Annotated in this window: 24 protein-coding genes; 11 read left to right on the forward strand and 13 right to left on the reverse strand. The window is 68.5% G+C overall.

Annotated elements, in window-relative coordinates:
- Nucleotides 1-30 precede the first annotated feature (30 nt).
- Nucleotides 31-771, reverse strand: coding sequence for a class I SAM-dependent methyltransferase (locus tag J7E45_RS03700; RefSeq protein WP_215067105.1), 741 nt, complete (start codon nucleotides 769-771; stop codon nucleotides 31-33).
- Between the two features lie 59 nt (nucleotides 772-830).
- Between J7E45_RS03700 and J7E45_RS03705 the strand changes: the two genes are divergently transcribed.
- A complete protein-coding gene (locus tag J7E45_RS03705; protein ID WP_029262950.1) occupies nucleotides 831-1,424 on the forward strand; it encodes an exonuclease domain-containing protein in 594 nt (197 codons plus the stop codon).
- A 64-nt stretch (nucleotides 1,425-1,488) separates the two neighbouring features.
- Nucleotides 1,489-2,775 carry a DNA recombination protein RmuC gene (locus J7E45_RS03710; RefSeq protein WP_215067107.1) on the forward strand — a complete coding sequence of 429 codons (1,287 nt, stop codon included), beginning with the start codon at nucleotides 1,489-1,491 and terminating at the stop codon, nucleotides 2,773-2,775.
- An 81-nt stretch (nucleotides 2,776-2,856) separates the two neighbouring features.
- Here J7E45_RS03710 and J7E45_RS03715 read toward each other — a convergent pair whose 3' ends face one another.
- Together J7E45_RS03715 and glpX are read right to left on the reverse strand one after the other, a co-directional pair.
- Nucleotides 2,857-3,147: a hypothetical protein gene (locus J7E45_RS03715; RefSeq protein WP_215067109.1), complete on the reverse strand. Its 291-nt coding sequence runs from the start codon at nucleotides 3,145-3,147 to the stop codon at nucleotides 2,857-2,859.
- Between the two features lie 177 nt (nucleotides 3,148-3,324).
- The gene (glpX, locus tag J7E45_RS03720; protein ID WP_091034244.1) at nucleotides 3,325-4,311 is read right to left on the reverse strand and encodes a class II fructose-bisphosphatase; all 987 of its coding nucleotides are present in this window, start codon (nucleotides 4,309-4,311) and stop codon (nucleotides 3,325-3,327) included.
- 184 nt (nucleotides 4,312-4,495) lie between these two features.
- On the opposite strand from glpX, the gene fbaA reads away from it, so the two are divergent.
- Nucleotides 4,496-5,524, forward strand: coding sequence for a class II fructose-bisphosphate aldolase (gene fbaA / locus J7E45_RS03725; protein WP_091034247.1), 1,029 nt, complete (start codon nucleotides 4,496-4,498; stop codon nucleotides 5,522-5,524).
- Nucleotides 5,525-5,609: 85 nt separating this feature from the next.
- Here the strand turns inward: fbaA and J7E45_RS03730 are convergent, their stop codons facing one another.
- The 4 genes from J7E45_RS03730 to J7E45_RS03745 form a co-directional block, all read right to left on the reverse strand.
- Nucleotides 5,610-6,866 (reverse strand): hypothetical protein, encoded by a 1,257-nt coding sequence (locus J7E45_RS03730; protein WP_215067111.1) that lies wholly within the window; start codon nucleotides 6,864-6,866, stop codon nucleotides 5,610-5,612.
- Between the two features lie 29 nt (nucleotides 6,867-6,895).
- Nucleotides 6,896-7,429 carry a DUF6264 family protein gene (locus tag J7E45_RS03735; protein WP_215067113.1) on the reverse strand — a complete coding sequence of 178 codons (534 nt, stop codon included), beginning with the start codon at nucleotides 7,427-7,429 and terminating at the stop codon, nucleotides 6,896-6,898.
- 234 nt (nucleotides 7,430-7,663) lie between these two features.
- Nucleotides 7,664-8,455, reverse strand: coding sequence for an IclR family transcriptional regulator (locus J7E45_RS03740; RefSeq protein ID WP_091034257.1), 792 nt, complete (start codon nucleotides 8,453-8,455; stop codon nucleotides 7,664-7,666).
- A gap of 2 nt (nucleotides 8,456-8,457) precedes the next feature.
- Nucleotides 8,458-9,537 carry a 4-hydroxy-3-methylbut-2-enyl diphosphate reductase gene (locus tag J7E45_RS03745; protein WP_215067115.1) on the reverse strand — a complete coding sequence of 360 codons (1,080 nt, stop codon included), beginning with the start codon at nucleotides 9,535-9,537 and terminating at the stop codon, nucleotides 8,458-8,460.
- 64 nt (nucleotides 9,538-9,601) lie between these two features.
- On the opposite strand from J7E45_RS03745, the gene xseA reads away from it, so the two are divergent.
- Genes xseA through J7E45_RS03770 form a run of 5 tightly spaced genes read left to right on the forward strand, consistent with a single transcriptional unit; the run spans nucleotide 9,602 to nucleotide 13,867 of the window.
- Entirely contained in the window at nucleotides 9,602-10,879 is a 1,278-nt protein-coding gene (xseA, locus tag J7E45_RS03750) for an exodeoxyribonuclease VII large subunit (protein ID WP_215067117.1), read from the forward strand.
- 36 nt (nucleotides 10,880-10,915) lie between these two features.
- Nucleotides 10,916-11,155 carry an exodeoxyribonuclease VII small subunit gene (locus J7E45_RS03755; protein ID WP_208617666.1) on the forward strand — a complete coding sequence of 80 codons (240 nt, stop codon included), beginning with the start codon at nucleotides 10,916-10,918 and terminating at the stop codon, nucleotides 11,153-11,155.
- A complete protein-coding gene (locus tag J7E45_RS03760) occupies nucleotides 11,152-11,796 on the forward strand; it encodes a DUF4245 family protein (RefSeq protein WP_215067119.1) in 645 nt (214 codons plus the stop codon). The genes J7E45_RS03755 and J7E45_RS03760 overlap by 4 nt, the downstream gene beginning before the upstream one ends.
- A complete protein-coding gene (locus tag J7E45_RS03765; protein WP_091034267.1) occupies nucleotides 11,793-12,476 on the forward strand; it encodes a carbonic anhydrase in 684 nt (227 codons plus the stop codon). Before J7E45_RS03760 ends, J7E45_RS03765 begins: the two co-directional genes overlap by 4 nt.
- Nucleotides 12,473-13,867 (forward strand): aspartate ammonia-lyase, encoded by a 1,395-nt coding sequence (locus J7E45_RS03770; protein ID WP_167633927.1) that lies wholly within the window; start codon nucleotides 12,473-12,475, stop codon nucleotides 13,865-13,867. Before J7E45_RS03765 ends, J7E45_RS03770 begins: the two co-directional genes overlap by 4 nt.
- A gap of 62 nt (nucleotides 13,868-13,929) precedes the next feature.
- On the opposite strand, the gene J7E45_RS03775 is transcribed toward J7E45_RS03770, so the two are convergent.
- From J7E45_RS03775 to J7E45_RS03785, 3 genes are all read right to left on the reverse strand, one after another.
- Nucleotides 13,930-15,315 (reverse strand): PhoH family protein, encoded by a 1,386-nt coding sequence (locus tag J7E45_RS03775; protein WP_029262965.1) that lies wholly within the window; start codon nucleotides 15,313-15,315, stop codon nucleotides 13,930-13,932.
- 158 nt (nucleotides 15,316-15,473) lie between these two features.
- Nucleotides 15,474-16,604 (reverse strand): aminotransferase class V-fold PLP-dependent enzyme, encoded by a 1,131-nt coding sequence (locus J7E45_RS03780; RefSeq protein WP_091034272.1) that lies wholly within the window; start codon nucleotides 16,602-16,604, stop codon nucleotides 15,474-15,476.
- Between the two features lie 39 nt (nucleotides 16,605-16,643).
- Entirely contained in the window at nucleotides 16,644-17,423 is a 780-nt protein-coding gene (locus J7E45_RS03785) for an isoprenyl transferase (protein ID WP_091034563.1), read from the reverse strand.
- A gap of 98 nt (nucleotides 17,424-17,521) precedes the next feature.
- On the opposite strand from J7E45_RS03785, the gene J7E45_RS03790 reads away from it, so the two are divergent.
- Nucleotides 17,522-18,253, forward strand: a complete 732-nt coding sequence (locus tag J7E45_RS03790) for a hemolysin III family protein (protein ID WP_091034275.1) — start codon at nucleotides 17,522-17,524, stop codon at nucleotides 18,251-18,253.
- A 48-nt stretch (nucleotides 18,254-18,301) separates the two neighbouring features.
- Here J7E45_RS03790 and J7E45_RS03795 read toward each other — a convergent pair whose 3' ends face one another.
- Nucleotides 18,302-18,607, reverse strand: a complete 306-nt coding sequence (locus J7E45_RS03795; RefSeq protein WP_237682422.1) for a hypothetical protein — start codon at nucleotides 18,605-18,607, stop codon at nucleotides 18,302-18,304.
- Nucleotides 18,608-18,675: 68 nt separating this feature from the next.
- Here J7E45_RS03795 and J7E45_RS03800 point away from each other — a divergent pair, with 68 nt between their 5' ends.
- Together J7E45_RS03800 and greA are read left to right on the forward strand one after the other, a co-directional pair.
- On the forward strand, nucleotides 18,676-19,062 hold the full coding sequence (locus J7E45_RS03800) for a DUF4307 domain-containing protein (protein ID WP_167633925.1): 387 nt from the start codon (nucleotides 18,676-18,678) through the stop codon (nucleotides 19,060-19,062).
- A 96-nt stretch (nucleotides 19,063-19,158) separates the two neighbouring features.
- On the forward strand, nucleotides 19,159-19,647 hold the full coding sequence (gene greA, locus J7E45_RS03805) for a transcription elongation factor GreA (protein WP_029262971.1): 489 nt from the start codon (nucleotides 19,159-19,161) through the stop codon (nucleotides 19,645-19,647).
- A gap of 69 nt (nucleotides 19,648-19,716) precedes the next feature.
- On the opposite strand, the gene ilvA is transcribed toward greA, so the two are convergent.
- Entirely contained in the window at nucleotides 19,717-20,946 is a 1,230-nt protein-coding gene (gene ilvA / locus J7E45_RS03810; protein ID WP_215067121.1) for a threonine ammonia-lyase, read from the reverse strand.
- On the reverse strand, nucleotides 20,943-22,139 hold the full coding sequence (locus J7E45_RS03815; protein WP_205828950.1) for an AI-2E family transporter: 1,197 nt from the start codon (nucleotides 22,137-22,139) through the stop codon (nucleotides 20,943-20,945). Before J7E45_RS03815 ends, ilvA begins: the two co-directional genes overlap by 4 nt.
- Nucleotides 22,140-22,211: the final 72 nt, after the last annotated feature.

The following is a 22,211-nucleotide window of genomic DNA, read 5'->3' on the forward strand; positions in this document are numbered from 1 at the left end:
CACCCCCATCGCCCTGCGGAAGGCCGCTCCTCAGTCGCGGATGGCGCGGTAGGCCCGTGTCACGTACGGAAGGTCGATGGTCGTCTCTCCGTGCAGATCGAGCTCGTCGAACAGCGCGTCGAGGTCGCCCCGGATCCGAGCCTTCTCATCGTCGGAGGCGGTGATGATGTAGCTGCGCGACGCCGCCATGCGGTGCAGCAGATCGCGCGTGATGGGGCGGACCCACTCCCAGCGCTCCTGCTCGAGCGGGCCGAACGGGGCAGCGACGACAGGATCTCCCTCGGCAAGCATGTTCTCGGCGTGGCTGCCGTGCATGATCTCGGTCAACCGGCGCACCCAGTCGACCCGATCGTCGCGGATGTTCCAGATGAGACCGAGCACTCCCCCGCGGCGCACGACCCGACCGATCTCGGCGGATCCGGCGACGGGATCGACCCAGTGCCAGGCCTGCCCCAGGACGACCGCATCGACGCTGGCATCAGGAAGGGGTAGCCGCTCTGCCGAGCCCACGAAGGTCGGCACGCCCGGGACAGCACCACGCAGCGTCGCGAGCATCTCGGAATCCGGGTCGATCGCGACGACCTCGGCATCCGGCGCTTCCGTCAGGACCCGCGTGAGCTTGCCCGTGCCGGCACCGACATCGGCGATACGGCGGGTTCCGTGCGGCATCCGCTCGAGCATCCACGCCACCGCCTCGAAGGGATACTCGGGTCTGCCGACCTCGTAATCCCCGGCCTGTGCTCCGAACGACGTCGCCATGTCCTCAGCCATGCGGCCAGCCTACGGCGAGTCTCCCGCCTGGTCGCCGACCTCGGGGTGAGAGTGGATACGTGCCACTGGACTTCACTGCGATCGACTTCGAGACCGCGAACTCCAGCCCCGCCTCCGCCTGTTCCGTCGGACTGGTCCGTGTGCGCGGCGGCGAGGTCGTCGCCACCACCGGATGGCTCATCCAGCCGCCGCCCGGTCACGACGAGTTCCAGGAGTGGAACGTGCGGATCCATGGCATCCAACCGGAGGATGTGCTGTCGGCCGCCACCTGGGTCGACCAGTTCGACAGACTCTGCGCCTTTGCCGGAGCCGACGTTCTCGTCGCCCACAACGCCGGCTTCGACCTCAACGTGCTGCGCCGCGCCTCGGAGGCGACGGGGCAGCTCTGCCCGCCGTACCGCTCGCTCTGCAGCCTGCAGGTCGCACGGAAGACGTATGTGCTCGACTCCTATCGCCTGCCCGTCGCCGCAGCCGCCGCCGGGTTCGAGGAGTTCGCGCACCACGATGCCCTCGCCGATGCTCGTGCCTGCGCGCAGATCGTGATCGATGCGGCCGCCAGGGCGGGTGCCGCCGACGTGTTCGCGCTCGCCGACGCGCTGAGCCTGCGCGTCACCGCACCCGTCGCGCCTGCTCTGGAGCGCGCCGTCGCCTGAGCCGACACACCGCCCCCGTGCGCGGCGACCTCGTAATGTCCGATGCCGGCCGCATCATGAACACATGGATGCTCTGGCTGTGGTTCTCCTCCTCGTCGCTCTCGCGGCGGGTGTCGCTGTGGGCTGGTTCCTGCACGCAGGACGTGGGGCCGCTGATCTCGCGCGCGCTCAGGCCGAGCTGGCCGCCGCGCGCGACGACCGCGACCGCCAGTACGACCTCTACCGCGATGCCGTCGAGCACTCACGGAACGAGCAGCGCGCCGAGGCGCAGCGCGTGCAGCAGCAGAACGCGGTGCTGACGGCGCTGGCTCCGGTGCGGGAGAGCCTGCAGCAGATGCAGACCAAGGTCACCGCGATCGAACGCGAGCGCCACGCCCAGTTCGGCACGCTGGAGGAGCAGCTGCGACGCGCGCAGGAATCCGACGAGGCGCTGCGGGCGACGACGGAGTCCCTCGCCGGAGCGCTGCGCTCGACAGCCACTCGCGGAGTGTGGGGCGAGACGCAGCTACGCCGCGTGGTGGAAGCGGCAGGCCTCACACGTCACATCGACTTCGATCTGCAGGCGACGATCTCCTCCGACCGGGGCCAGGGTCGGCCCGACATGGTCATCCGTCTCGCCGGTGGCAGCTCCATCGCGGTCGACGCCAAGGTGCCGCTCGACGCGTATCTCGAGGCTTCGGCGCTGTCGGCGGGCGACGCCCAGGAACCCCAGCGGCGATCCCTCATGCAGAAGCACGTCAAGGCCGTCCGCGCGCACATCGATGCCCTGGCCAAGAAGGCGTACTGGGCCGGACTCGACGCGAGTCCCGAGTTCGTGATCTGCTTCCTGCCGAGCGAGTCGCTGCTCGCGGCGGCCATCGACGAAGACCCCACCCTGCTCGACTACGCGTTCAGCCGACGCGTGGCTCTCGCGTCTCCCGTGAATCTCTGGGCTGTCCTGAAGACCGTGGCTTTCACGTGGACCCAGCAGGAGGTGTCGACCGAGGCGCGCACGCTGCTCACCCTCGGCACGCAGCTCTACGACCGGTTGGGAACTCTCGCCGGACACGCCGACGACCTGCGCCGCGCCCTGGAGCGCACGGTCGACAGCTACAACCGCTTCGCCGGCTCCCTCGAGACGCGCGTGCTCGTCACCGCGCGGCAGTTCCCCGGCGTCGACGCCGCGGCTCTCGCGTCCGTTCCGGCAGTGACGGAAAGCACAGGACGACGCTTCACCGCTCCCGAGCTGATCGCCGCAGACCGGCAAGGGGACGAACCGGTGGCTGAAACGTCAGAAGCCACGGATCACCTCGGAGCGGCATCAGTGCGCGCGGACGTGGGCGAGGTGCGGATTCGTCTCGACGAGATCTAGGGCCCGCCGACGCCGTGCACCGCCGTCACGCCTGCAGTGCGGCGGATGGCGTAGCCTGCGGACGAACTGTCGAGCAGCGCCTCAGGCGATACCGGGGACGCCGCTGAGCAGCAGGATCACGAGGCCACTGGTGGCGAGGAAAGCTCCGATCATCCACCAGGCACTGATCTCATGGCCCTCGTCGCGGCGGACGCGGAACAGCACGTCAGCGCGGCGAGCCGGATCGGCGATCGCCGCCGGCGGGGTGGTCACGGGCGGGGTGGCTGCGACGCCCGGCTCGGCGTCGGCGCTCACTCGGAGAATTCGCCCGGTGTTCGTCGTGATGATCTTCGTCGCGGCGGCCTTCGAGCCGCTCGTGTGCTGCGTTGTCATCCGTTCGCCCTCCTGTGCCTGCGGTGCCTGACGGCTCCGTCCACGGCGACAAACCCAGTGACAATTGTGACACGGCGCTTCGGAAAGCGTGGCTCACGCCACCCCGAGCCCATACCGGCTCGATAACGATGCCGTCGTCGGCGGCCGGGAGAACACGCCCTCAGAAGGGCCCGTGAATCAGAGCCACTTCGAGACGAGGTGCTCCGAGGCGATGCGGCGGAGGGTCCCGGAAGCACCGCGGAGCACGACGCTCTCCGTGTACACATAGCCCCGCTCGCGGCGGACGCCGGCAACGAGCTGGCCGTCGGTCACGCCCGTCGCGACGAAGATCGTGTTGTTGCCCTGCACCAGGTCGTCGGCCTCGTAGACCCTGTCCATGTCGAGCCCGGCGTCGATCCCGCGCTGACGCTCGTCGTCGTCACGCGGCCACAGGCGCCCCTGGATGTGTCCGCCGAGCGCCTTGATGGCGCATGCCGTGACGATGCCCTCGGGGCTGCCTCCGACGCCGACGCACATGTCGGTGCGCGCATCATGCCGGGCGGCGTTGATCCCACCCGCGACGTCACCGTCGCTCATCAGTCGGGTGCCGGCGCCCGCATCGCGGATGTCCTGGATGAGCTGCTCGTGACGCGGACGGTTCAGCACCGACACGACGATCTCGTCGACGGGCTTGTCGAGCGCGCCGGCGAGCTTGCGGATGTTCTCGCCGATGGGGAGCCGGATGTCGACGACGCCGACGCCTGCGGGTCCCGTGACGAGCTTGTCCATGTAGAAGACGGTGGATGCATCCAGCATCGTGCCCCGGTCGGACACCGCGATCACGGACAGCGCGTTCTGCCGGCCTGCTGCGGTGAGCGAGGTTCCGTCGATGGGATCGACTGCGATGTCGCACAGCGGTCCGCGCCCGGTGCCGACGACCTCGCCGTTGAACAGCATGGGTGCGTTGTCTTTCTCACCCTCGCCGATCACGACGCGGCCCTGGAAGTCGACGGTGCCCAGGAACGCGCGCATCGCGTCGACGGCCGCCCCGTCGGCGGCCTCCTTCGCGCCTCGACCGATGAAGGGGACCGCGCGGATGGCCGCAGCCTCCGTCGCTCGCACCAACTCCATCGCGAGGTTACGGTCGGGACGAAGAGGGCTCAGATCCGCAGTCAGACTCACCATGCGGTCAGCCTAGCTATCGACGCGAGCGAACAGCCCGGTTTTCGCGCTCCACGACGCGAAGGAATCGCGATTCTTAACGCCTGAGCACAAGGTGCGGCGCCGGCGGGACCCTCGCCTGCGGTACGACTCCGGTCGCCCCGATAGAGTGGCACCTGTCCCGGCTTCCCTTATCGCAGGAGTTCTCATGCCCGTCGCCACCCCGGATCAGTACGCCGAAATGCTCGACCGCGCGAAGGCCGGCGGCTTCGCGTACCCCGCATTCAACGTCTCGAGCTCGCAGACGATCAACTCCGTCCTCCAGGGGCTGACCGAGGCCGGCTCCGACGGCATCATCCAGGTCACCACGGGTGGAGCCGACTACTTCGCCGGCCACACCGTGAAGGCACGCGCCACCGGCGCACTCGCCTTCGCCCGCTTCGCCACCGAGGTCGCCAAGAACTACCCGGTCACCGTTGCGCTGCACACGGACCACTGCCCGAAGGACGCCCTCGCCGGCTTCGTCGAGCCGCTGATCGCAGCCTCCGAGGACGAGGTCAAGGCCGGTCGCAACCCGATCTTCCAGTCCCACATGTGGGACGGTTCGGCCGTTCCCCTCGCGGAGAACATCGAGATCGCGAAGGACCTGCTCCCCCGCATGAAGAACATCAACGCCATCCTCGAGGTCGAGATCGGCGTCGTCGGTGGCGAAGAGGACGGCGTGCAGCATGAGGGCTCGAACGACGCCCTCTACACGACGTTCGCCGACGTCGACCAGGCCGTGCAGGCCCTCGGTCTGGGCGAGCAGGGTCGCTACATCGCCGCCCTCACCTTCGGCAACGTGCACGGCGTGTACAAGCCGGGCGGTGTCAAGCTGCGCCCGGAACTCCTCGGCGAGATCCAGGCAGAGGTCGCGGCGAAGTACAACACGGGCGCCAAGCCGCTCGATCTGGTCTTCCACGGCGGCTCCGGCTCGACCGATGAGGAGATCGCCCTCGCGGTCGCGAACGGTGTCATCAAGATGAACATCGACACCGACACGCAGTACGCCTACACGCGTGCGATCGCCGACTACATGTTCAAGAACTACGACGGCGTGCTGAAGGTCGACGGCGAGGTCGGCAACAAGAAGCAGTACGACCCCCGCGCCTGGGGCAAGATCGCCGAGTCGGCGATGGCCGCCCGCGTGGTCGAGTCGACCCGTCAGCTCGGCTCGTACGGCCAGTCGAAGAGCTGATCCGTCACGACTTCGATGAGAGATGCCCCAGCCGGTCGGCTGGGGCATCTCTCATTTTCGGCGGCACCGCCCGAGGGCGGGGCTGTCACTCGCCGCGACTGCGGCGAATGCGGGTGACCCAGATGGCCGCGTCGACGACGGCATCCACCACGAGAAGCACTCCGAGTGTCCTGCCCGCTCCCCGCGATCGAGATGCGACCCACAGGCCCGCCCCGAGTTCCCCGACGGAGAGCAGGAGACCCGCGGCGGGGCGGCGACGGAGTGCGTCGCCGATACGTGCGAGCGGCCGCTCTCGGCGGGTGAGCGGCGTGAGTTCCCCGAGTCCGGCGATCGCCGTCTCCCGGAGCGTGGGCCACCATCCCACAGGAAGGAACCGTCGATCCGCCCCCGTGGTCGCGCTTCCGAATGCGGTGTCGATCAGGTCGGACGAGATGCCGAAGGCAGCGAGGAAGGCGCGCTGGCGATCCTCCGCGCCGACCACGCCCCCCAGGGCCTCGGGGATCAGTGCCCGGTGTGCGGCATCCACGTCGAGGTCCACGGCTGCGGCGATCTCGAGGAGCTCATCGCGGCTCCCGTCGCCCTCGGTGAGGAGCCGACGGTAGATCTCCGCCGTCTCCGGAACGCGGATGGCGTCGATGTCGAGGACCGGCCGGGTGTCGCGTTCCGCCTCGGTCCAGAACGGGATCGGGCCTCCGCTGCCCACGGCCACTTCGAACCACACGGCGGCGTCGGCGCGGTTCAGCTCGATCACGGGCAACTCGGCCTTCGAACTCACCCAGGCACCGCTCGGCTCCGAGGTCTCGAACCGCTGGAGCGACCAGTCTCCGGGCTCGCGGTGGTCGACCGCGGTCCCGTGGACGGCCGCGAGCATGCGGGCGATCGCGGGGCCGCGGTGCGAGAACGCGGAGACCTGCACCGCCGAAGCCGCGAACAGTGCGGAATCGATCGCGGCATCCTCCGAATCGTCGGCGCCCACCTCGACGGAATCGTCGATGAGCTCGTCGACCAATTCCTCCACCGAATCGAAGCCGAACGCCTCGTCCACGTCCTCGTCCAGCCAGAGCGTGAGGCCCTTCTCCTCGAAGGCTGCCTTCAGCTCGCTCGCCGACAGGGTCGACTCGATCGTGTCCTGCTCGCTGAGCGTCAGGACGTGGCCGTCGTCGGTCACCGCGATCGCGAGCACGGCCTCCTCGTGGTCGTCCCACGCGGCTGTCGCATCACGCACGCCGGCGAGCACGCGCAGTCGAGCGAGGACGTCGTGAGCCGCGTCGCGCGGGTCGGTCCCGTCACCACGATCGACCGAAGTGTAGGAGAGGTGGACGCCGAAACTGTTCTGGGGCATCCTTCGACAGTAGCCGTGCGATTCGGCGTCTACCGTCCGACGGTCGACAGATACGCCACGAACGCCGGGTCGTTCATCATCGGCACCGAGATGCAGATCGTCACGACGATCATCGTCGCCAGCGCACCCGCGATCGGCACCCACCAGCTGAGCCGGCGACGCCGCAGCCGTCGGATCGACAGCGCCGCGGTGATCGACCACCCGACGGCGAGCACGATGGCCGCGATCGTGCCCCAGATCCGCCCCTGGCCGAAGTTCGTGAACTCCCCCTCGATGCCGAGGATCTTCATCGTCTCGTTCATCACGGTCGGCAGGTCGAGGTACGACAACCCGGTGATGATGATGTTCACCAGACCGTAGGCCAACAGCGCAATGGTCACGAAGCGGTCGACCGGGTGCGGACGCGCAGCGGGGGCGGTCGCACTCGGGCTGGGCGCGGTCGGTCCCTCGGTCGGCGGCGCCGGCGGGGCGACGACGACCTCGTCGAGGGGCGGCAGCCCGGCGGCTCGCCGCTGCTCCTCCGGCGTGGCGAGTTCGCCGTACTGCGGGCGCTGATCGGTCATCCCGCCATGCTAACCGTCCCGGCTCTGGGCGGCTCACAGCGAGGGAGGGCGAAAACGATAGCGGCCCCGGAGAAGTGGGGACTTCGCGGGGCCGCGGATGTGAAGCGCTGGGGACGCTTCTCATCCAGTTTGATCACCGGCGCTGGGGACGCCTGTGGTGATCAGTAGCGCTGATGCATGCCGCTACTTCTCCGATCATAGGAAAACGCGTGCCCGAGCGCCAGGGGCCAGACTTCAGATAGTGAACTCCGCGCCGTCGGAGCCGGCGTCGAGGTTGTCGGCACCGAGTTGCAGCGAGAGCCGTCTGGCCGTTCGCTGCAGCGTCGCGACGAGCTCACGGTCCACCACCGCGCGGTCGGCCGGCAATGAGATCGCCAGCGATGCGGTGACGCCGGGCGCGACGACCGGCACGGCGACGCAGGTCGCGCCGATCACATACTCCTCATGATCCACCGCCCACCCCGGCGAATGCTCCAGTTGGGTCAGCAGTGTCGTGCGATCACTGATGGTGCGCGGCGTGAGCTCCTCCAGGCGATGCCGGGAAAGGTAGTCCAGTCGCTCATCATCGGGGAGGTCCGCCAGGATCTGCTTCCCCAGAGCGGTCGCGTGCGCGCTCGACTGCAGACCGACCCACAGCTCCACCCTCGGGTTGCGCACCGCGTCGACGATGTCGACGAGGTGCATCTCTCCATCGGCGAACCGGGAGAGGTACGCGGTCGCTCCCACATCCTCCGTCACGTCCCGAAGAGCCGCTCGGACCCGTGCGAGGAAGACCCCCCGCGAGTCGATCTGCTGCTGGAACGAGGGGAACCGGGTCCCGAGCACCAATCCGTCCGGTTCGGAATTCAGATACCCCTCATGGACGAGGGTGCGCACCAGGTTGTAGGTCGTGCCCGGCGTCAGCCCCGTGATCGCCGCCAACATCTTGGCCGGAAGCGGACGAGGTGAGTTGGCGACGATGTCGACCAGTCGCAGCGCGCGCTGCACCGACCCGATGAGGGTCGGCTCCGCTTCCGCGGCGCTCAACGCTACGCGCCTCCTCCAGTGGCACGACCGCCGAGTGCACGATCGTCACGCTGACCGGAAGCATCGTGTCGAAGCTCCTTGGGCAGGGAGAACATGAGGTCCTCCTCCGCGGTCTTGACCTCTTCGACATCGCGGTAGCCGGCATCGCCGATCGCTTCGAGCACCTCACGCACCAGCACCTCAGGTACGGAGGCGCCACTGGTCACGCCGACGGTCTCGACTCCGTCGAGCCACTCCTGCTGGATCTCTTCGGCATAGTCGACGCGGTACGCCGCCTTCGCCCCGTACTCGAGGGCGACTTCGACGAGGCGCACGCTGTTCGAGGAGTTGGATGAGCCCACGACGATCACGAGGTCGGCACCGGCCGCGACCTTCTTGATCGCGACCTGGCGGTTCTGCGTGGCGTAGCAGATGTCGTCGGACGGCGGGTTGTGCAGCTCGGGGAAGCGCGTGCGCAGCCGGTTCACCGTCTCCATCGTCTCGTCGACCGAGAGGGTGGTCTGCGAGAGCCAGACGACCTTGTTCGGGTCCTTGACGACGACCGTGTCGGCCTCTTCCGGAGAGTTCACGACCGTGACGTGCTCCGGGGCCTCGCCTGCCGTCCCCTCGACCTCTTCATGGCCCTCGTGACCGATGAGCAGGATCTCGAAGTCGTCGCGGGCGAAGCGCACGGCCTCGCGGTGCACCTTGGTGACCAGAGGGCAGGTCGCGTCGATCGCGTGCAGTCCGCGATCGGAGGCGGCGTTGACGACCGCCGGGGAGACGCCGTGCGCGCTGAAGACGACGTGCGCGCCCTCGGGGACCTCGTCGACCTCTTCGACGAAGACCGCGCCCTTCTCCTCGAGCTCGGTCACGACGTGGATGTTGTGCACGATCTGCTTGCGCACATAGACCGGGGCGCCGTAGCGTTCGAGCGCCTTCTCGACGGCGACGACGGCACGGTCGACGCCGGCGCAGTATCCACGCGGCGCGGCGAGCAGGACCCGCTTGTGTCCGGCCACCGGGTTATCCTGAAGCCGTCCGGCCGCCGCACGCACGCGTGGGAGACGGGGGATGGGGAGATGCACGGCAGTCGAAGTCACCCTTGGATTCTACCGCCGCGCGGCTGTGCGAGGCCGGAGAGCGCAAGGTCAGGAACGGGAGCGGATGACAGTCTTCGAAGCGACGACGGGCCAGGGCGAGACGCCGCCCGCCGATTCGGTCGCGCCGCGCGATTCCACAGCCGATGCCCCCACCTCGGTCACGCGGCTCAACACGACCATCCGCGACTTCATCGCCCGCTGGAACACGGTGTGGGTCGAAGGTGAGATCACGTCCTGGAACGTGCGCGCCGGCAACGTCTTCGCACGACTGAAAGACACCCGCTCCGACGCGCAGATCTCGATCCGCGTGTGGTCGAGTGTGCGCGGACGCATCCCGTCCGACATCGGCATCGGCGATCACGTCGTCGTCGCGGTGAAGGCCGACTACTTCGTGAAGGCCGGAGACTTCAGCTTCGCGGTCTCCGCGATGAAGCACGTGGGCCTGGGCGATCAGCTCGAACGTCTCGAGAAGCTCCGTGTGCAACTGCGTCAGGAGGGCCTGTTCGACCCGGCCCGCAAGAAGCGCCTGCCGTTCCTCCCGCACGTCATCGGTCTGATCACCGGCGAGCGCTCCGACGCCGAGAAAGACGTGCACCGCAACGCCGAGCTGCGCTGGCCGCAGGTGCGCTTCCGCACCGAATACGCCGCCGTGCAGGGTGATCGCTGTGTGCCCGACACCCTGGCCGCCCTGGCGAAGTTGGACGCGGACACCGAGGTCGATGTCATCATCATCGCTCGCGGCGGCGGTGACCCGCAGACGCTGCTCGGCTTCAGCGACGAGCGTCTCGTGCGGGCGGTGTCCGCGGCGACCACTCCCGTCGTCAGCGCGATCGGACATGAGAACGACCACCCCCTCCTCGACGATGTCGCCGACCTCCGCGCGTCCACTCCGACGGATGCGGCGAAGCGCGTGGTACCCGATATCGGAGAGCAGCGAGCTCTGATCGCGCAGTTGAGATCCCGCGCGACGTCGCGCCTCACCCAGCGCTTCACGCACGACATCGCACAGCTCGAGCAGCTCCGCTCCCGCCCGGTCCTCCGCTCCCCCGCGCCGATCATCGACGCGCGCGCGCAGGAGCTGTGGCTCCTGCTGTCCCGTGGCCGCGACAGCCTCACCCGGCAGCTCGACCTCGCGGGCCGTCGCACGAGCGAACTGCGCGCCTCCCTGCGCGCGCTCTCCCCCGCGGCGACCCTGGCTCGCGGCTATGCGATCGCGCACCTCGAGGGCGGCGTGATCCTTCGCGATGCGGCGGATGCGCCGGCAGGCAGCGCGCTGACGATCACGGTCGATCGTGGATCGGTGGCTGCCCGCTCGGAGGGCGAGATCCCTGAGAGCGACTGAGCCGGGCCGACGCGACGCACGACGTAGGATGGAGGAGTGAGCGCCCTGAACGACATCCCCGTGGAGACGCTGTCGTTCGAGGCAGCCCGTGACGAGCTCGTCAAGGTCGTCGCCGAGCTGGAGCAGGGCTCTCCGACGCTCGAGCACTCACTCGCGCTCTGGGAGCGCGGCGAGGCGCTGGCCGCACGCTGCGAGGAGTGGCTGCTCGGCGCGAAGCGCCGTCTGGACGCCGCCCGTGCGGCCGCATCCGACGAGGCCCCTGGCGGAGACGCATGAGCAAGCAGCCTCCGATCATCGCCGAGCTCGGACGCCCCGAGACGCCGGACGAGACCGCCGCCCGCAAGGCGGCGTCGAGCAAGGCCTATCGATCCAGCCAGACCTTCCGCAATCTCATCGCGGCACTGCTGGTCACAGTGGCCGTCGTCGCCGTCATCATCTTCGCCGTGCCCCGGGGCGAGCCTGTGGAGCGCAAGCCGCTCGACGTCGCGGCCGTGGCCGAAGGCGTGGAGTCCTCGATGGAGCGCCCCGTCCTCATCCCCGAGCTCGGTACCTTCTGGCGCGCGAACAAAGCGGAGATGCAGGGCGGCGCCACGGTCGTCTGGGAAGTGACGCTCGCCCCGAAATCCGACACCGAGCGCGGCTTCATCAAGGTCGCGCAGGCCTTCGACGCCGACGCGTCCTGGGCCCCGCAACGTCTGAGCGGCATCGCTCCCACGGACACGGTGCGCATCGGCGGACTCGACTGGGACGTCTACAAGCCCGGTAGCGCCGAGTCCAACGCGAACGTCACCTACGCCATCGGCACTCAGGCGGGCGACGACTACATCCTGCTCTACGGCGCGCGCTCCGCAGACTCCACCGCGGAGCTCGCAGAATCCCTCATCCCGCAGATCCGCGACATCTCGGAGGCCTCATGACGCACCCCCTGACCCCGGCCGCAGCCTGGCAGCAGATGCAGGATGGCAACCGCCGTTTCGTCGCGGACGAGCCGCGTCACCCGAACCAGGATGTGCTCCGCCGCAAAGACCTGGCGGCGGCGCAGCACCCCGTCGCCACGCTGTTCGGCTGCTCTGACTCCCGTCTCGCCGCTGAGATCATCTTCGACCTCGGCCTCGGTGACCTGTTCGTCGTACGCAACGCCGGCCAGGTCATCGGTGAATCGATCGTCGCGAGCCTCGAGTACGCGGTCGCGGTGCTCGAAGTGCCTCTGATCGTGGTCCTCGCCCACGACTCCTGCGGCGCGGTTCGCGCAGCGATCGACGGCACCGCGATCGACGCCGCGCCCCTGCCGCCGCACATCTGGAAGCTGATCGCCCCGATCGTTCCCGCGGCCCGGAAGGTCCTGGCAGAGAACGGCGGCGGCACCGTCGCCGACATCGACTCGGAGCTCGTCGGCATCGAGCACCTGCGCAACACCGTGCGCGATCTGCTGCAGTCGTCCGAGATCATCAGCAACGCCGTCGCCGAAGGCCGTCTCGGCATCGTCGGCGCCAACTACCGTCTGGCCGAAGGCGTGGCAGTGCCCGTCATCACGGTCGGGCTCGACACCGACGTCACCAAGGGGATCGACCCCGCAACCAAGGAGGGTTCGGAATGACCGATAACGAGTACCGCATCGAGCACGACACCATGGGTGAGGTGCGGGTGCCCGTGAATGCCCTCTACGGGGCGCAGACGCAGCGCGCCGTCGAGAACTTCCCGATCTCGGGCAAGGGTCTCGAATCCACGCAGATCGCCGCGCTCGCGCGGATCAAGAAGGCTGCGGCGCTCGCCAACAAGGAGCTCGGCACGCTCGACGGAGCCATCGCCGACGCGATCGCGCAGGCCGCCGATCAGGTGGCCTCCGGCGCGCACGACGGCGAGTTCCCGGTCGACACCTATCAGACCGGTTCCGGCACGTCGTCGAACATGAACATGAACGAGGTGCTCGCGACCCTCGCGACCGGCATCCTCGGCTCGACCGTGCACCCGAACGACCACGTGAACGCCTCGCAGTCGTCGAACGACGTGTTCCCGACGTCGGTGCACATCGCCGTGACACAGGCCCTCATCGACACCCTCATCCCTGCGCTCGACCACCTCGCGGTCGCCCTCGAGGCGAAGGCGGAGCTCTGGAAGGATGCGGTCAAGTCCGGCCGCACGCACCTCATGGATGCCACGCCCGTGACCCTCGGCCAGGAGTTCGGCGGCTACGCCCGACAGGTCCGCCTCGGCATCGAGCGCGTGCAGTCCGCTCTCCCCCGCGTCGCCGAGGTCCCCCTGGGCGGCACCGCGGTGGGCACCGGTATCAACACGCCCCTCGGCTTCCCGCAGAAGGTCATCGCGCTGCTCGCGGCCGAGACCGAGCTGCCCATCACCGAGGCCAAGGATCACTTCGAGGCGCAGGCCAACCGCGACGGCCTGGTCGAGGCATCCGGCGCTCTGCGGACGATCGCCGTCTCGCTCACCAAGATCAACAACGACCTGCGGTGGATGGGCTCCGGCCCCAACACGGGCCTCGGAGAACTGCACATCCCCGACCTCCAGCCCGGCTCCTCGATCATGCCCGGCAAGGTCAACCCGGTGGTCCCCGAAGCCGTGCTGATGGTGTGCGCGCGGGTGATCGGCAACGATGCGACGGTCGCGTGGGCCGGAGCATCCGGTTCGTTCGAGCTCAACGTCGCGATCCCGGTGATGGGCACGGCCGTGCTCGAGTCGATCCGTCTGCTGTCGAACGCTTCGCGCGTACTCGCCGACAAGACGATCGACGGCCTGCAGGCGAACGTCGAGCGGGCGGCAGCTTTCGCGGGTATGAGCCCGTCGATCGTCACTCCGCTCAACAAGCTCATCGGCTACGAAGCTGCGGCGAAGATCGCCAAGCACTCGGTCGCCAAGGGCATCACCGTGCGCGACGCCGTGATCGACCTCGGCTATGTCGAGCGCGGCGACCTCACCCTCGAGCAGCTCGACGAGAAGCTCGACCTGCTCTCGATGACCCACCCGGGCTGACCCGCACGAAACGACGGATGCCGCGAGGACTCGTTCCTCGCGGCATCCGTCGTTTCCGGTCGTCAGCTGAGCTCTCCGCCCTCCAGAAGCTCGGTGACGAGGGCGGCGATGGCCGAGCGCTCCGAGCGCGTCAGGGTGACATGTCCGAAGAGCTCATGCCCCTTCAGCGTCTCGATCACGCTGGCGATCCCGTCGTGCCGGCCGACGCGGAGGTTGTCCCGCTGACCGACGTCGTGGGTGAGGATGACCCGCGAGTTCTGTCCCATGCGGCTCAGCACCGTGAGCAGCACGTTCCGTTCCAGCGATTGCGCCTCATCGACGATCACGAAGGCGTCGTGCAGAGAGCGTCCACGGATGTGGGTGAGCGGCAGCACCTCGAGCAGTCCGCGCTCGACGACCTCTTCGATGACGTTGCCGGAGACGACCGAGCCGAGCGTGTCGAACACCGCCTGCCCCCAGGGGCCCATCTTCTCGCCCTGGTCGCCGGGCAGGTAGCCGAGCTCCTGGCCGCCGACCGCGAACAGCGGCCGGAACACGATGATCTTCTTCTGCTGCTGGCGCTCCAACACGGCCTCGAGCCCGGCGCACAGTGCGAGCGCCGACTTGCCGGTTCCCGCACGACCGCCGAGGGAGACGATGCCGACCTCCTGGTCGAGCAGCAGGTCGATCGCGATCCGCTGCTCCGCCGAACGGCCGTGCATGCCGAAGATGTCGCGGTCGCCGCGCACCAGGCGGAACTCGCCATCACCCGTGACGCGCCCGAGAGCGGAGCCGCGCTCGGAGTGGATGATCAGCCCGGTGTTCACCGGGATCCCCCGAGCCTGGTCGCTGATGCCGACTTCGCTCTCGTAGAGGTCGCTGATGTCGTCGCCGGAGAGGTCGAGCGTCGCGATGCCGGTCCATCCGGAGTCCACCGCCTGCTCGGCGAGGTACTCCTCCGCCCGGAGTCCCAGCGATGCGGCCTTCACGCGCATCGGCAGGTCCTTCGAGACGATCGTGACGTCCTGGCCGTCCTGCGCGAGGTGCATCGCGACCGAGAGGATGCGGGTGTCGTTGTCGCTGAGACGGATGCCGGCCGGGAGCACCGAGGAGTCGGTGTTGGCGAGCTCGACGCGGAGCGTGCCGCCCTCCCCGACCTCGACCGGGAAGTCCAGGCGTCCGTGTTCGATGCGCAGGTCGTCGAGGTGCCGCAGCGCCTGGCGTGCGAAGTATCCGATCTCGGGGTCGTGACGCTTGCCCTCCAGCTCCGTGATCACGACCACCGGGACGACGACCGAGTGCTCTGCGAAACGGAAGAACGCCTGCGGATCGCTCAGCAGAACGGAGGTGTCGAGCACGTAGGTGCGCAGATCCTGATCCGGATCGGCGGACGATGATGCCCGGCTTGACGTCTTACGGGTGGACTGCTGCGCGGTGCTGGTGGCCTGCTGCGCTGTACGTGTGGTCACGACCCACTCCCGACCCGGGGAATCCCGGCTATTCGAACGAGTCGACCAGGGGGTCACGAGCCGCGAACCTGAGGCCGACCCGAACGGGCGCCTTGCCCGATGCCTAGAACGTACGACCGCCCAGGGGATTAACCCGGGCTAGACACGCCAGGGATTCGTTACGCGCTGATGAACGTCTCGTTGCCGAACGCGTGCAGCGTCTCGTCGAGCAGTTCAAGGGTGGCCGCGTCTGTGCCCGCGTGCGGGGCGATGCGCACCGAGGATCCGCGCGCCGTCACCACGATTCCTGCATTCGCCAGCGCCGCCGCGAGCCGGGCGGGCTCTTCCGGCGCCAGCGCGACGATGCCGGCACGCTGCGAGCGCTCGCGCGGCGAACTCACCTCGATCCCATGGCGGTCGGCGATCTCGATGACACGGTCGACGTTGTCGGCGAGCCGCTCCTCGATGGCGGCGACTCCGGCGTCGCGCATGTCGCGCACACCGATCGCGAGTCGTCCCGCAGCGAGGGTGTCCGGCTGACTGACCGTATACGCCCTGGCGGATGCCGCCGGAGCCGGCAGCTCGTCGACGAACAGGTCGGTCGCCGTGGTCCCGGTGATCCCGGAGAGCACGGGGACGATCCGCTCCCGTGCTCGCGGCGCGAACCAGGCGAAGGCGCTGCCCCTGCCCGCACGCAGCCACTTGTAGCCGTGTCCGACCACCACGTCGGCGGCCGTGTAGTCGACGTCGATCACGCCGAACGACTGCACCGCGTCGACGATGAGCAGGCGGTCGGGACCGATCACGTCACGCAGTGCGGCGAGGTCGACACGGTACCCGGTGCGGAAGTCGACGTGACTCACCGCCAATGCGACGATCTCGTCGTCGAGAGCCTCGGCGACCGCATCCGGCGTCACGCGTCCGTCGTCGGGCGTGATCCACCGGGGCGTGACCGCGCGGTCCGATGCGGTCGCGGCCCGCTCGAGCGTCAGGCTGACGCTGGGGAACTCCGCCGTGCTCGCGATGACCGCCCCGGAGATGCCGTACAGCGCGTGCATCAGTCCCTGCGTCGACGAGGGCTGCAGGGTGACGTCGGCAGCGTCGCCGCCGAGCATCTCCGCGACGAGCTCTTGCGCCTGACCGACGCGCTCGGCGACCAGCGACAGGGAGGAGGGGCGTCCGCTTCCCAGGAGGTCGGCGTCGGCGAAGACCTCTTCGCGCACCGAGGGAGACAGCGGGCCGAAAGCCGCCCAGTTCAGGTAGCCGGACTCGTTGTCGAACGTGTCGACATAGTCCTGGAAAGTGCTCACTGCGTCATTGTGACACGGTGCCGGTCGCACCGCCTCCGGTCAGCGGCCGAACCGGCGTTCGCGATCCGTGTAGTCGCGGATCGCGCGGAGGAAGTCGACCTGTCGCAGATCCGGCCCGAGGGCCTCGACGAAATAGAACTCGCTGTGCGCGCTCTGCCAGAGCAGGAAGTCGCTGAGTCGCTGCTCACCGCTCGTGCGGATGACGAGATCGGGATCCGGTTGTCCCCCGGTGTACAGATGCTCGCCGATCATCTCCGGAGTGAGGTGGGCGGCGAGGTCCTCCAGCGTGCCGCCCGAAGCTTCGTGCTTGGTGATGATGCTGCGAACCGCGTCGACGATCTCGTTGCGACCGCCGTAGCCGACGGCGAGATTCACGTGGAGTCCGCTGTGGTCCTTGGTGCGCGCCTCGGCGTCGGCGAGCACTCTGGCGAGTTCGGGCGGAAGGATGTCGGAGCGTCCGACGTGCTTGACGCGCCAGTTGCCCTCCTGGGACAGCGCCTCTGCCAGCTCGGCGATGATCTCGATGAGGTCGGCGAGCTCCGCGGAGTCCCTCTTTCGCAGGTTGTCGCTGGAGAGCAGATACAGCGACACGACGCGCACGCCGAGTTCGTCGCACCAGCCGAGGAACTCACGCATCTTCGCAGCCCCGGCCCGGTGGCCTTCTGCCGCACTGTCGAATCCGAGCTGGCGCGCCCATCGCCTGTTGCCGTCGATCATCATCGCGACGTGATGTGGGACGGAAGCGGGATCGAGGTGGCGACGCAGCCGACTGGTGTAGAGCCGATACAGCGGCCCTCGCACCGGATTCTCGCGTGATATCACCTCCCTACGCTACCGTGCCAGGGCTTTCGCCACGGTGTGCGGATGCTGAGGATCATGTGCTCGTCGAGGTATGCGCATCGGCTTAGAGTGAGCACGTGAGCACTCCCGAACAGTCCGGTCCCGATGTCCCCGAGCTCCCGCTGCACGCCGCCGGCGAAGTCGATGCCGCGGTGGAGATCCGGCCCACATGGCGAGGATGGATCCACGCGGGCACCTTCCCCGTGGCGGTGGTCGCCGGCGCGATCCTGATCCTCGTGGCCGATGGGGCCGCAGCGAAATGGGCCTCCGCCGTGTTCATGGTCACCTCGATGCTGCTGTTCGGCAACTCGGCGCTGTACCACCGGTTCGATTGGAAGCCGAAGGTGAAGGTACTCCTGAAGCGGATCGATCACGCGAACATCCTGCTGCTGATCGCCGGCACCTACACGCCGCTGGCGGTCCTCGCGCTGCCGCCGGAGCAGGGCGTGCTGCTGCTCTGCCTCGTCTGGGGTGGGACCGCGATCGGAATCCTGTTCCGAGTCTTCTGGATCAACGCGCCGCGCTGGCTCTACGTCGCCCTGTACCTGCTGCTCGGCTGGGCGGCCGTGATGTACATCGGCGACCTTCTCGCGGCGAACGTCGCGATGATGGTGCTCGTCATCGTCGGCGGGCTCCTGTACACGGGCGGCGCGGTCGTCTACGCGCTCAAGAAGCCGAATCCCTGGCCCGGCCACTTCGGCTTCCACGAGATCTTCCACGTGTGCACCGTGCTCGCGTTCCTGTGCCATTGGACCGCGTGCCTGCTCATCGCCCTCGCACCGCTGTCGCCCTCGCTCGGCGCTCCGTAGTCACCCGTCGGCCTGGGCTCGCTCGGGCGCTCCGGCGCCCTGGGGCACTCAGCGTGCCGGCGGTTCTTCGCCCTCGTCGCGGGCGCCGGCGCCGTCGATCTCGGTCGATCCCGTCGTGCTCGTGTCGCCTTGGGCTCCGAAGGCGGCGCGTGCGGCTTCCTCGGCGTCGAGTTCCTCGCGCACCTCGTCGCGGTACCGGACGCGGCGGATCCGACGATTCATGTCCCAGATGAGCAGGATCACGGCGATCACGATCACCACGATCACGGCGAAACCGATGAACCCGGGGGTGACGGCCTCCGGCTTCACCGTCATGGACGGTGTCGGCATCGGGGTCTCGGTCAGAGCGAGCATGAATCGGCCTTTCGTACGCAGGTCGCATAACCTGGTACTACCAGCCTAACGACCGGGAAGACCCACCTGTGACGACCGCACAAGAGCTCGACGAACGCTATGGACGAACCCGACGGCGGCGGTGGCCGTGGATCGTCGGCGGCGGCCTCGCGCTGCTCGTGGTCGGTGCGTTCAGCTGGATGACCGTCGCGCAGTCCATGGCCTCCGTCGACGCCGACGATCTGGGCTTCACGCTCGTCGATGAGTACTCGGTAGAAGTGAGCTTCCAGGTCACCGGCGTGCAGGGCCGGGACGTCGTCTGCGCCCTCGAAGCCCTCGATGAGGAGTTCGGCGTGGTCGGCTGGAAGATCGTCGAGATCCCCGCCGGGGACAGTCACTCACAGGCGAAGTCGGTCACCATCCCGACGGTCGCCGAGGCCACGACAGGTTTGGTGAACACCTGCTGGGTCGCCTAGACTCGTGGCAGACATACGACGCCCCGGCACGAGCCGGGGCGTCTTGGCATATCCCCCGCAGCACGCCGGAGGGATCCCGAAAGAAGGAGCTTCGCCATGTCCACCGATGCTCAGGTTCCCTTCCTCACGCAGGAGGCTTACGACCGGCTCGTCGCCGAGCTGGAGCACCTGTCGACCGTGGGTCGCGATGAGATCGCCAAGCGCATCGAGGCGGCCCGCGAAGAAGGCGACCTCAAGGAGAACGGCGGATACCACGCCGCGAAGGATGAGCAGGGCAAGCAGGAGGCCCGCATCCGCACCCTCGAGGCTCTGCTGAAGACCGCCAAGGTCGGCGAAGCTCCCGCCAGCCGCGGGATCGTCGAGCCCGGCACCGTCGTCACCGCGCTCGTCGCCGGCGGCGAAGAGGTCTTCCTCCTCGGCAGCCGGGAGATCGCCGTCGGCAGCGACCTCGACGTCTACAGCGAGGCCAGCCCGCTCGGTCAGGCCATCCTCGGCCTCAAGGTCGGCGAGAAGTCGGCCTACGAAGCGCCCAACGGGCGTTCGATCAGCGTCGAGATCGTGAACGTCGAGACCTACGCGGGCTGACGCCCTACGCAAGAAGCGCCCCCGCATCCTCTCGGACGCGGGGGCGCTTCTGCGTGAGCGACCGTGTACCTAGTCGGCGACGATGATGGGCTCGAAGCCGGCGCGGCGCAGAGTGTCGAGAGTGTGCTCCGAATGCTCCGGGCCGCGCGTCTCGACGCTGAGCTCGAGGATGACCTCGCTGATCTGCAGTCCGTGACCGTGCCTGGTGTGTATCGCCTCGATGACGTTCGCGCCTGCCCCGGCGATGAGGTCGGAGACACGGGCGAGTTGACCGGGGCGGTCCGGCAGCGGAACCCGGATCGTGAGGTACCGGCCCGATGCGGCGAGCCCGTGGGACACGACCCGCTGCAGGAGGAGCGGATCGATGTTGCCGCCCGAGAGCACAGCCATGGTCGTGCCGGTACCCGAGACCTTGCCGGCCATGATCGCCGCGACACCGGCCGCACCGGCCGGCTCGACCACGACCTTCGCCTGCTCCAGCAGGATCAGGATCGCCCGAGCGAGGTCGTCGTCGGAGACGGTGACGACCTCGTCGACGAGGTCCTTGATGATGTCGAACGGAATGGCGCCGGGGCGTGCGACCAGGATTCCATCGGCGATGGTCGGTCGAGTGACGATGTCGACGGGCTCCCCCGCAGCGAGAGACGGGGGCACGGCGGCGGCGTTCTCGGCCTGCACGCCGATGATGCGAACGGTGCGCCCCAGCTCCGCGGCGCGCGCCTTCACGGCCGCAGCGACACCGGCGATCAGGCCACCACCGCCGATGCCGAGCACCACGGTGTCGACGTCGGGGGCGTCCTCGAGCAGTTCGAGTCCGAGCGTCCCCTGCCCGATCACGATGTCGCGGTGGTCGAACGGATGGATCAGCACGGCACCGGTGCGCTCGGAGAACTCCGCCGCCAGACGCAGCGAGGTCGCCACGGTCTCGCCCTCCAGCACGACCTCTGCACCGTACCCGCGCGTGGCGAGAAGCTTGGGAACCGGAACGCCCAGCGGCATGAAGATGGTCGCGGGAATGCCGAGCGCCTGCGCCGCGAGCGCGACGCCCTGAGCGTGGTTGCCCGCGGATGCCGCGACGACGCCGCGCGAGCGCTCTTCAGCGCTCAGGCGTGACAGGCGGTACGCGGCACCGCGGATCTTGAACGAGCCCGTGCGCTGAAGATTCTCCATCTTCAGCAGGACGGGGCCTCCGTGAATGTCGGAGAGGGCTCGCGACGGCAGCGTCGGCGTGTGCGAGATCACCTCAGCCAGACTCTGAGCTGCTTGTTCGAACTCGGTCAGGCTGGGGACTGCACTCATCGATTCCTCCGTCTCCGCTCGCGCGGTACTGTGCTCCAGATAAGGTCTCCGCTCGGACCGACGCCGGTGCGCCAGGAACCCGAGCTGATGGTCACGGCCGCGACGTTGACGAAGGCCGCCAGTGGAACGGCGAAGAGCGCTCCGGGGATGCCGGCGATCATCGCGCCACCCGCCACGACGAGCACGACCGCGAGCGGGTGCACCTTCACCGCAGAGCCCATCATGATCGGCTGCAGGATGTGGCCCTCGATCTGCTGGACAGCCAGCACGACCACGAGCATCCACAGTGCGATCCACGGCCCGTTGTAGACGAGTGCGAGGAACACGGCGACAGCGCCGGTCGCGACCGCACCCACGATCGGGATGAAGGAGCCGAGGAACACCAGCACGGCGACCGGAAGCGCGAGCGGCACCTGCAGCAGGAAGGCCCCGAGGCCGATGCCGATCGCGTCGATGGTGGCCACGAACAACTGAGTGCGGGCGTAGTTCACGATCGTCGCCCAGCCGTTTCGCGCAGCCCCGTCGACCGCCGGGCGGGCCTTGCGCGGGAAGATCTTCACGGTCCACCGCCAGATGCCGGCGCCGTCGGCGAGCAGGCAGATGAGGATGAACAACGACAGCAGCGCACCGGTGGCGACGTGACCCACGGTGGTGCCGATGGCCAGGGCACCCGTCCACAGCGCCTGCGTCTGCTCGTCGAGGAAGTCGAGGCCCTGCTGCAGATAGTCGGCGATCTGGGTGTCGGAGAGGTTCAGGGGACCCTCGTGCAGCCAGACCTGGAACTGGTCGAACGCCTCGGTCGAGCGCGCCTGCACGTCGGGCAGCTGGGCACGCACCTGCCAGACGACGAGCCAGAGCAGGCCGGTCACGATGGCCGCTGTCCCGATGAGCGAGATGGCGATCGCCAGCCAGCGAGGGAGTCCGCGACGCAGCATCCACGAGAACGCCGGCCACAGGAGCGCCGTGATGAGGATGCCGACCATCAGCGGGATGACCAGGAGCTTCAGCAGCATCACCAGCCAGATGAAGACGCCGATCGCTGCGGCGATGATCAACAGCCGCCAGGAGTAGCTCGCTGTGATCCGCAGCGACAAGGGCACCGCCTCATCGGCGTCGGTCGTCACGGTGCGGTCTGTGGACACCGGGCGCGGACGGAAGAAATCTCGCAGCCGGGGGCGCTGGTCCTCGCTCATCGCCCAAGTCTACGGTCAAGCCGTATGCCGTTCGACGCATCCTTCGCTGAGAACGGGCGATGTCGGCGCCCG

Origin of the sequence: Microbacterium sp. ISL-59 (assembly GCF_018613945.1) — a bacterium.
Lineage (GTDB): Bacteria > Actinomycetota > Actinomycetes > Actinomycetales > Microbacteriaceae > Microbacterium > Microbacterium oxydans_B.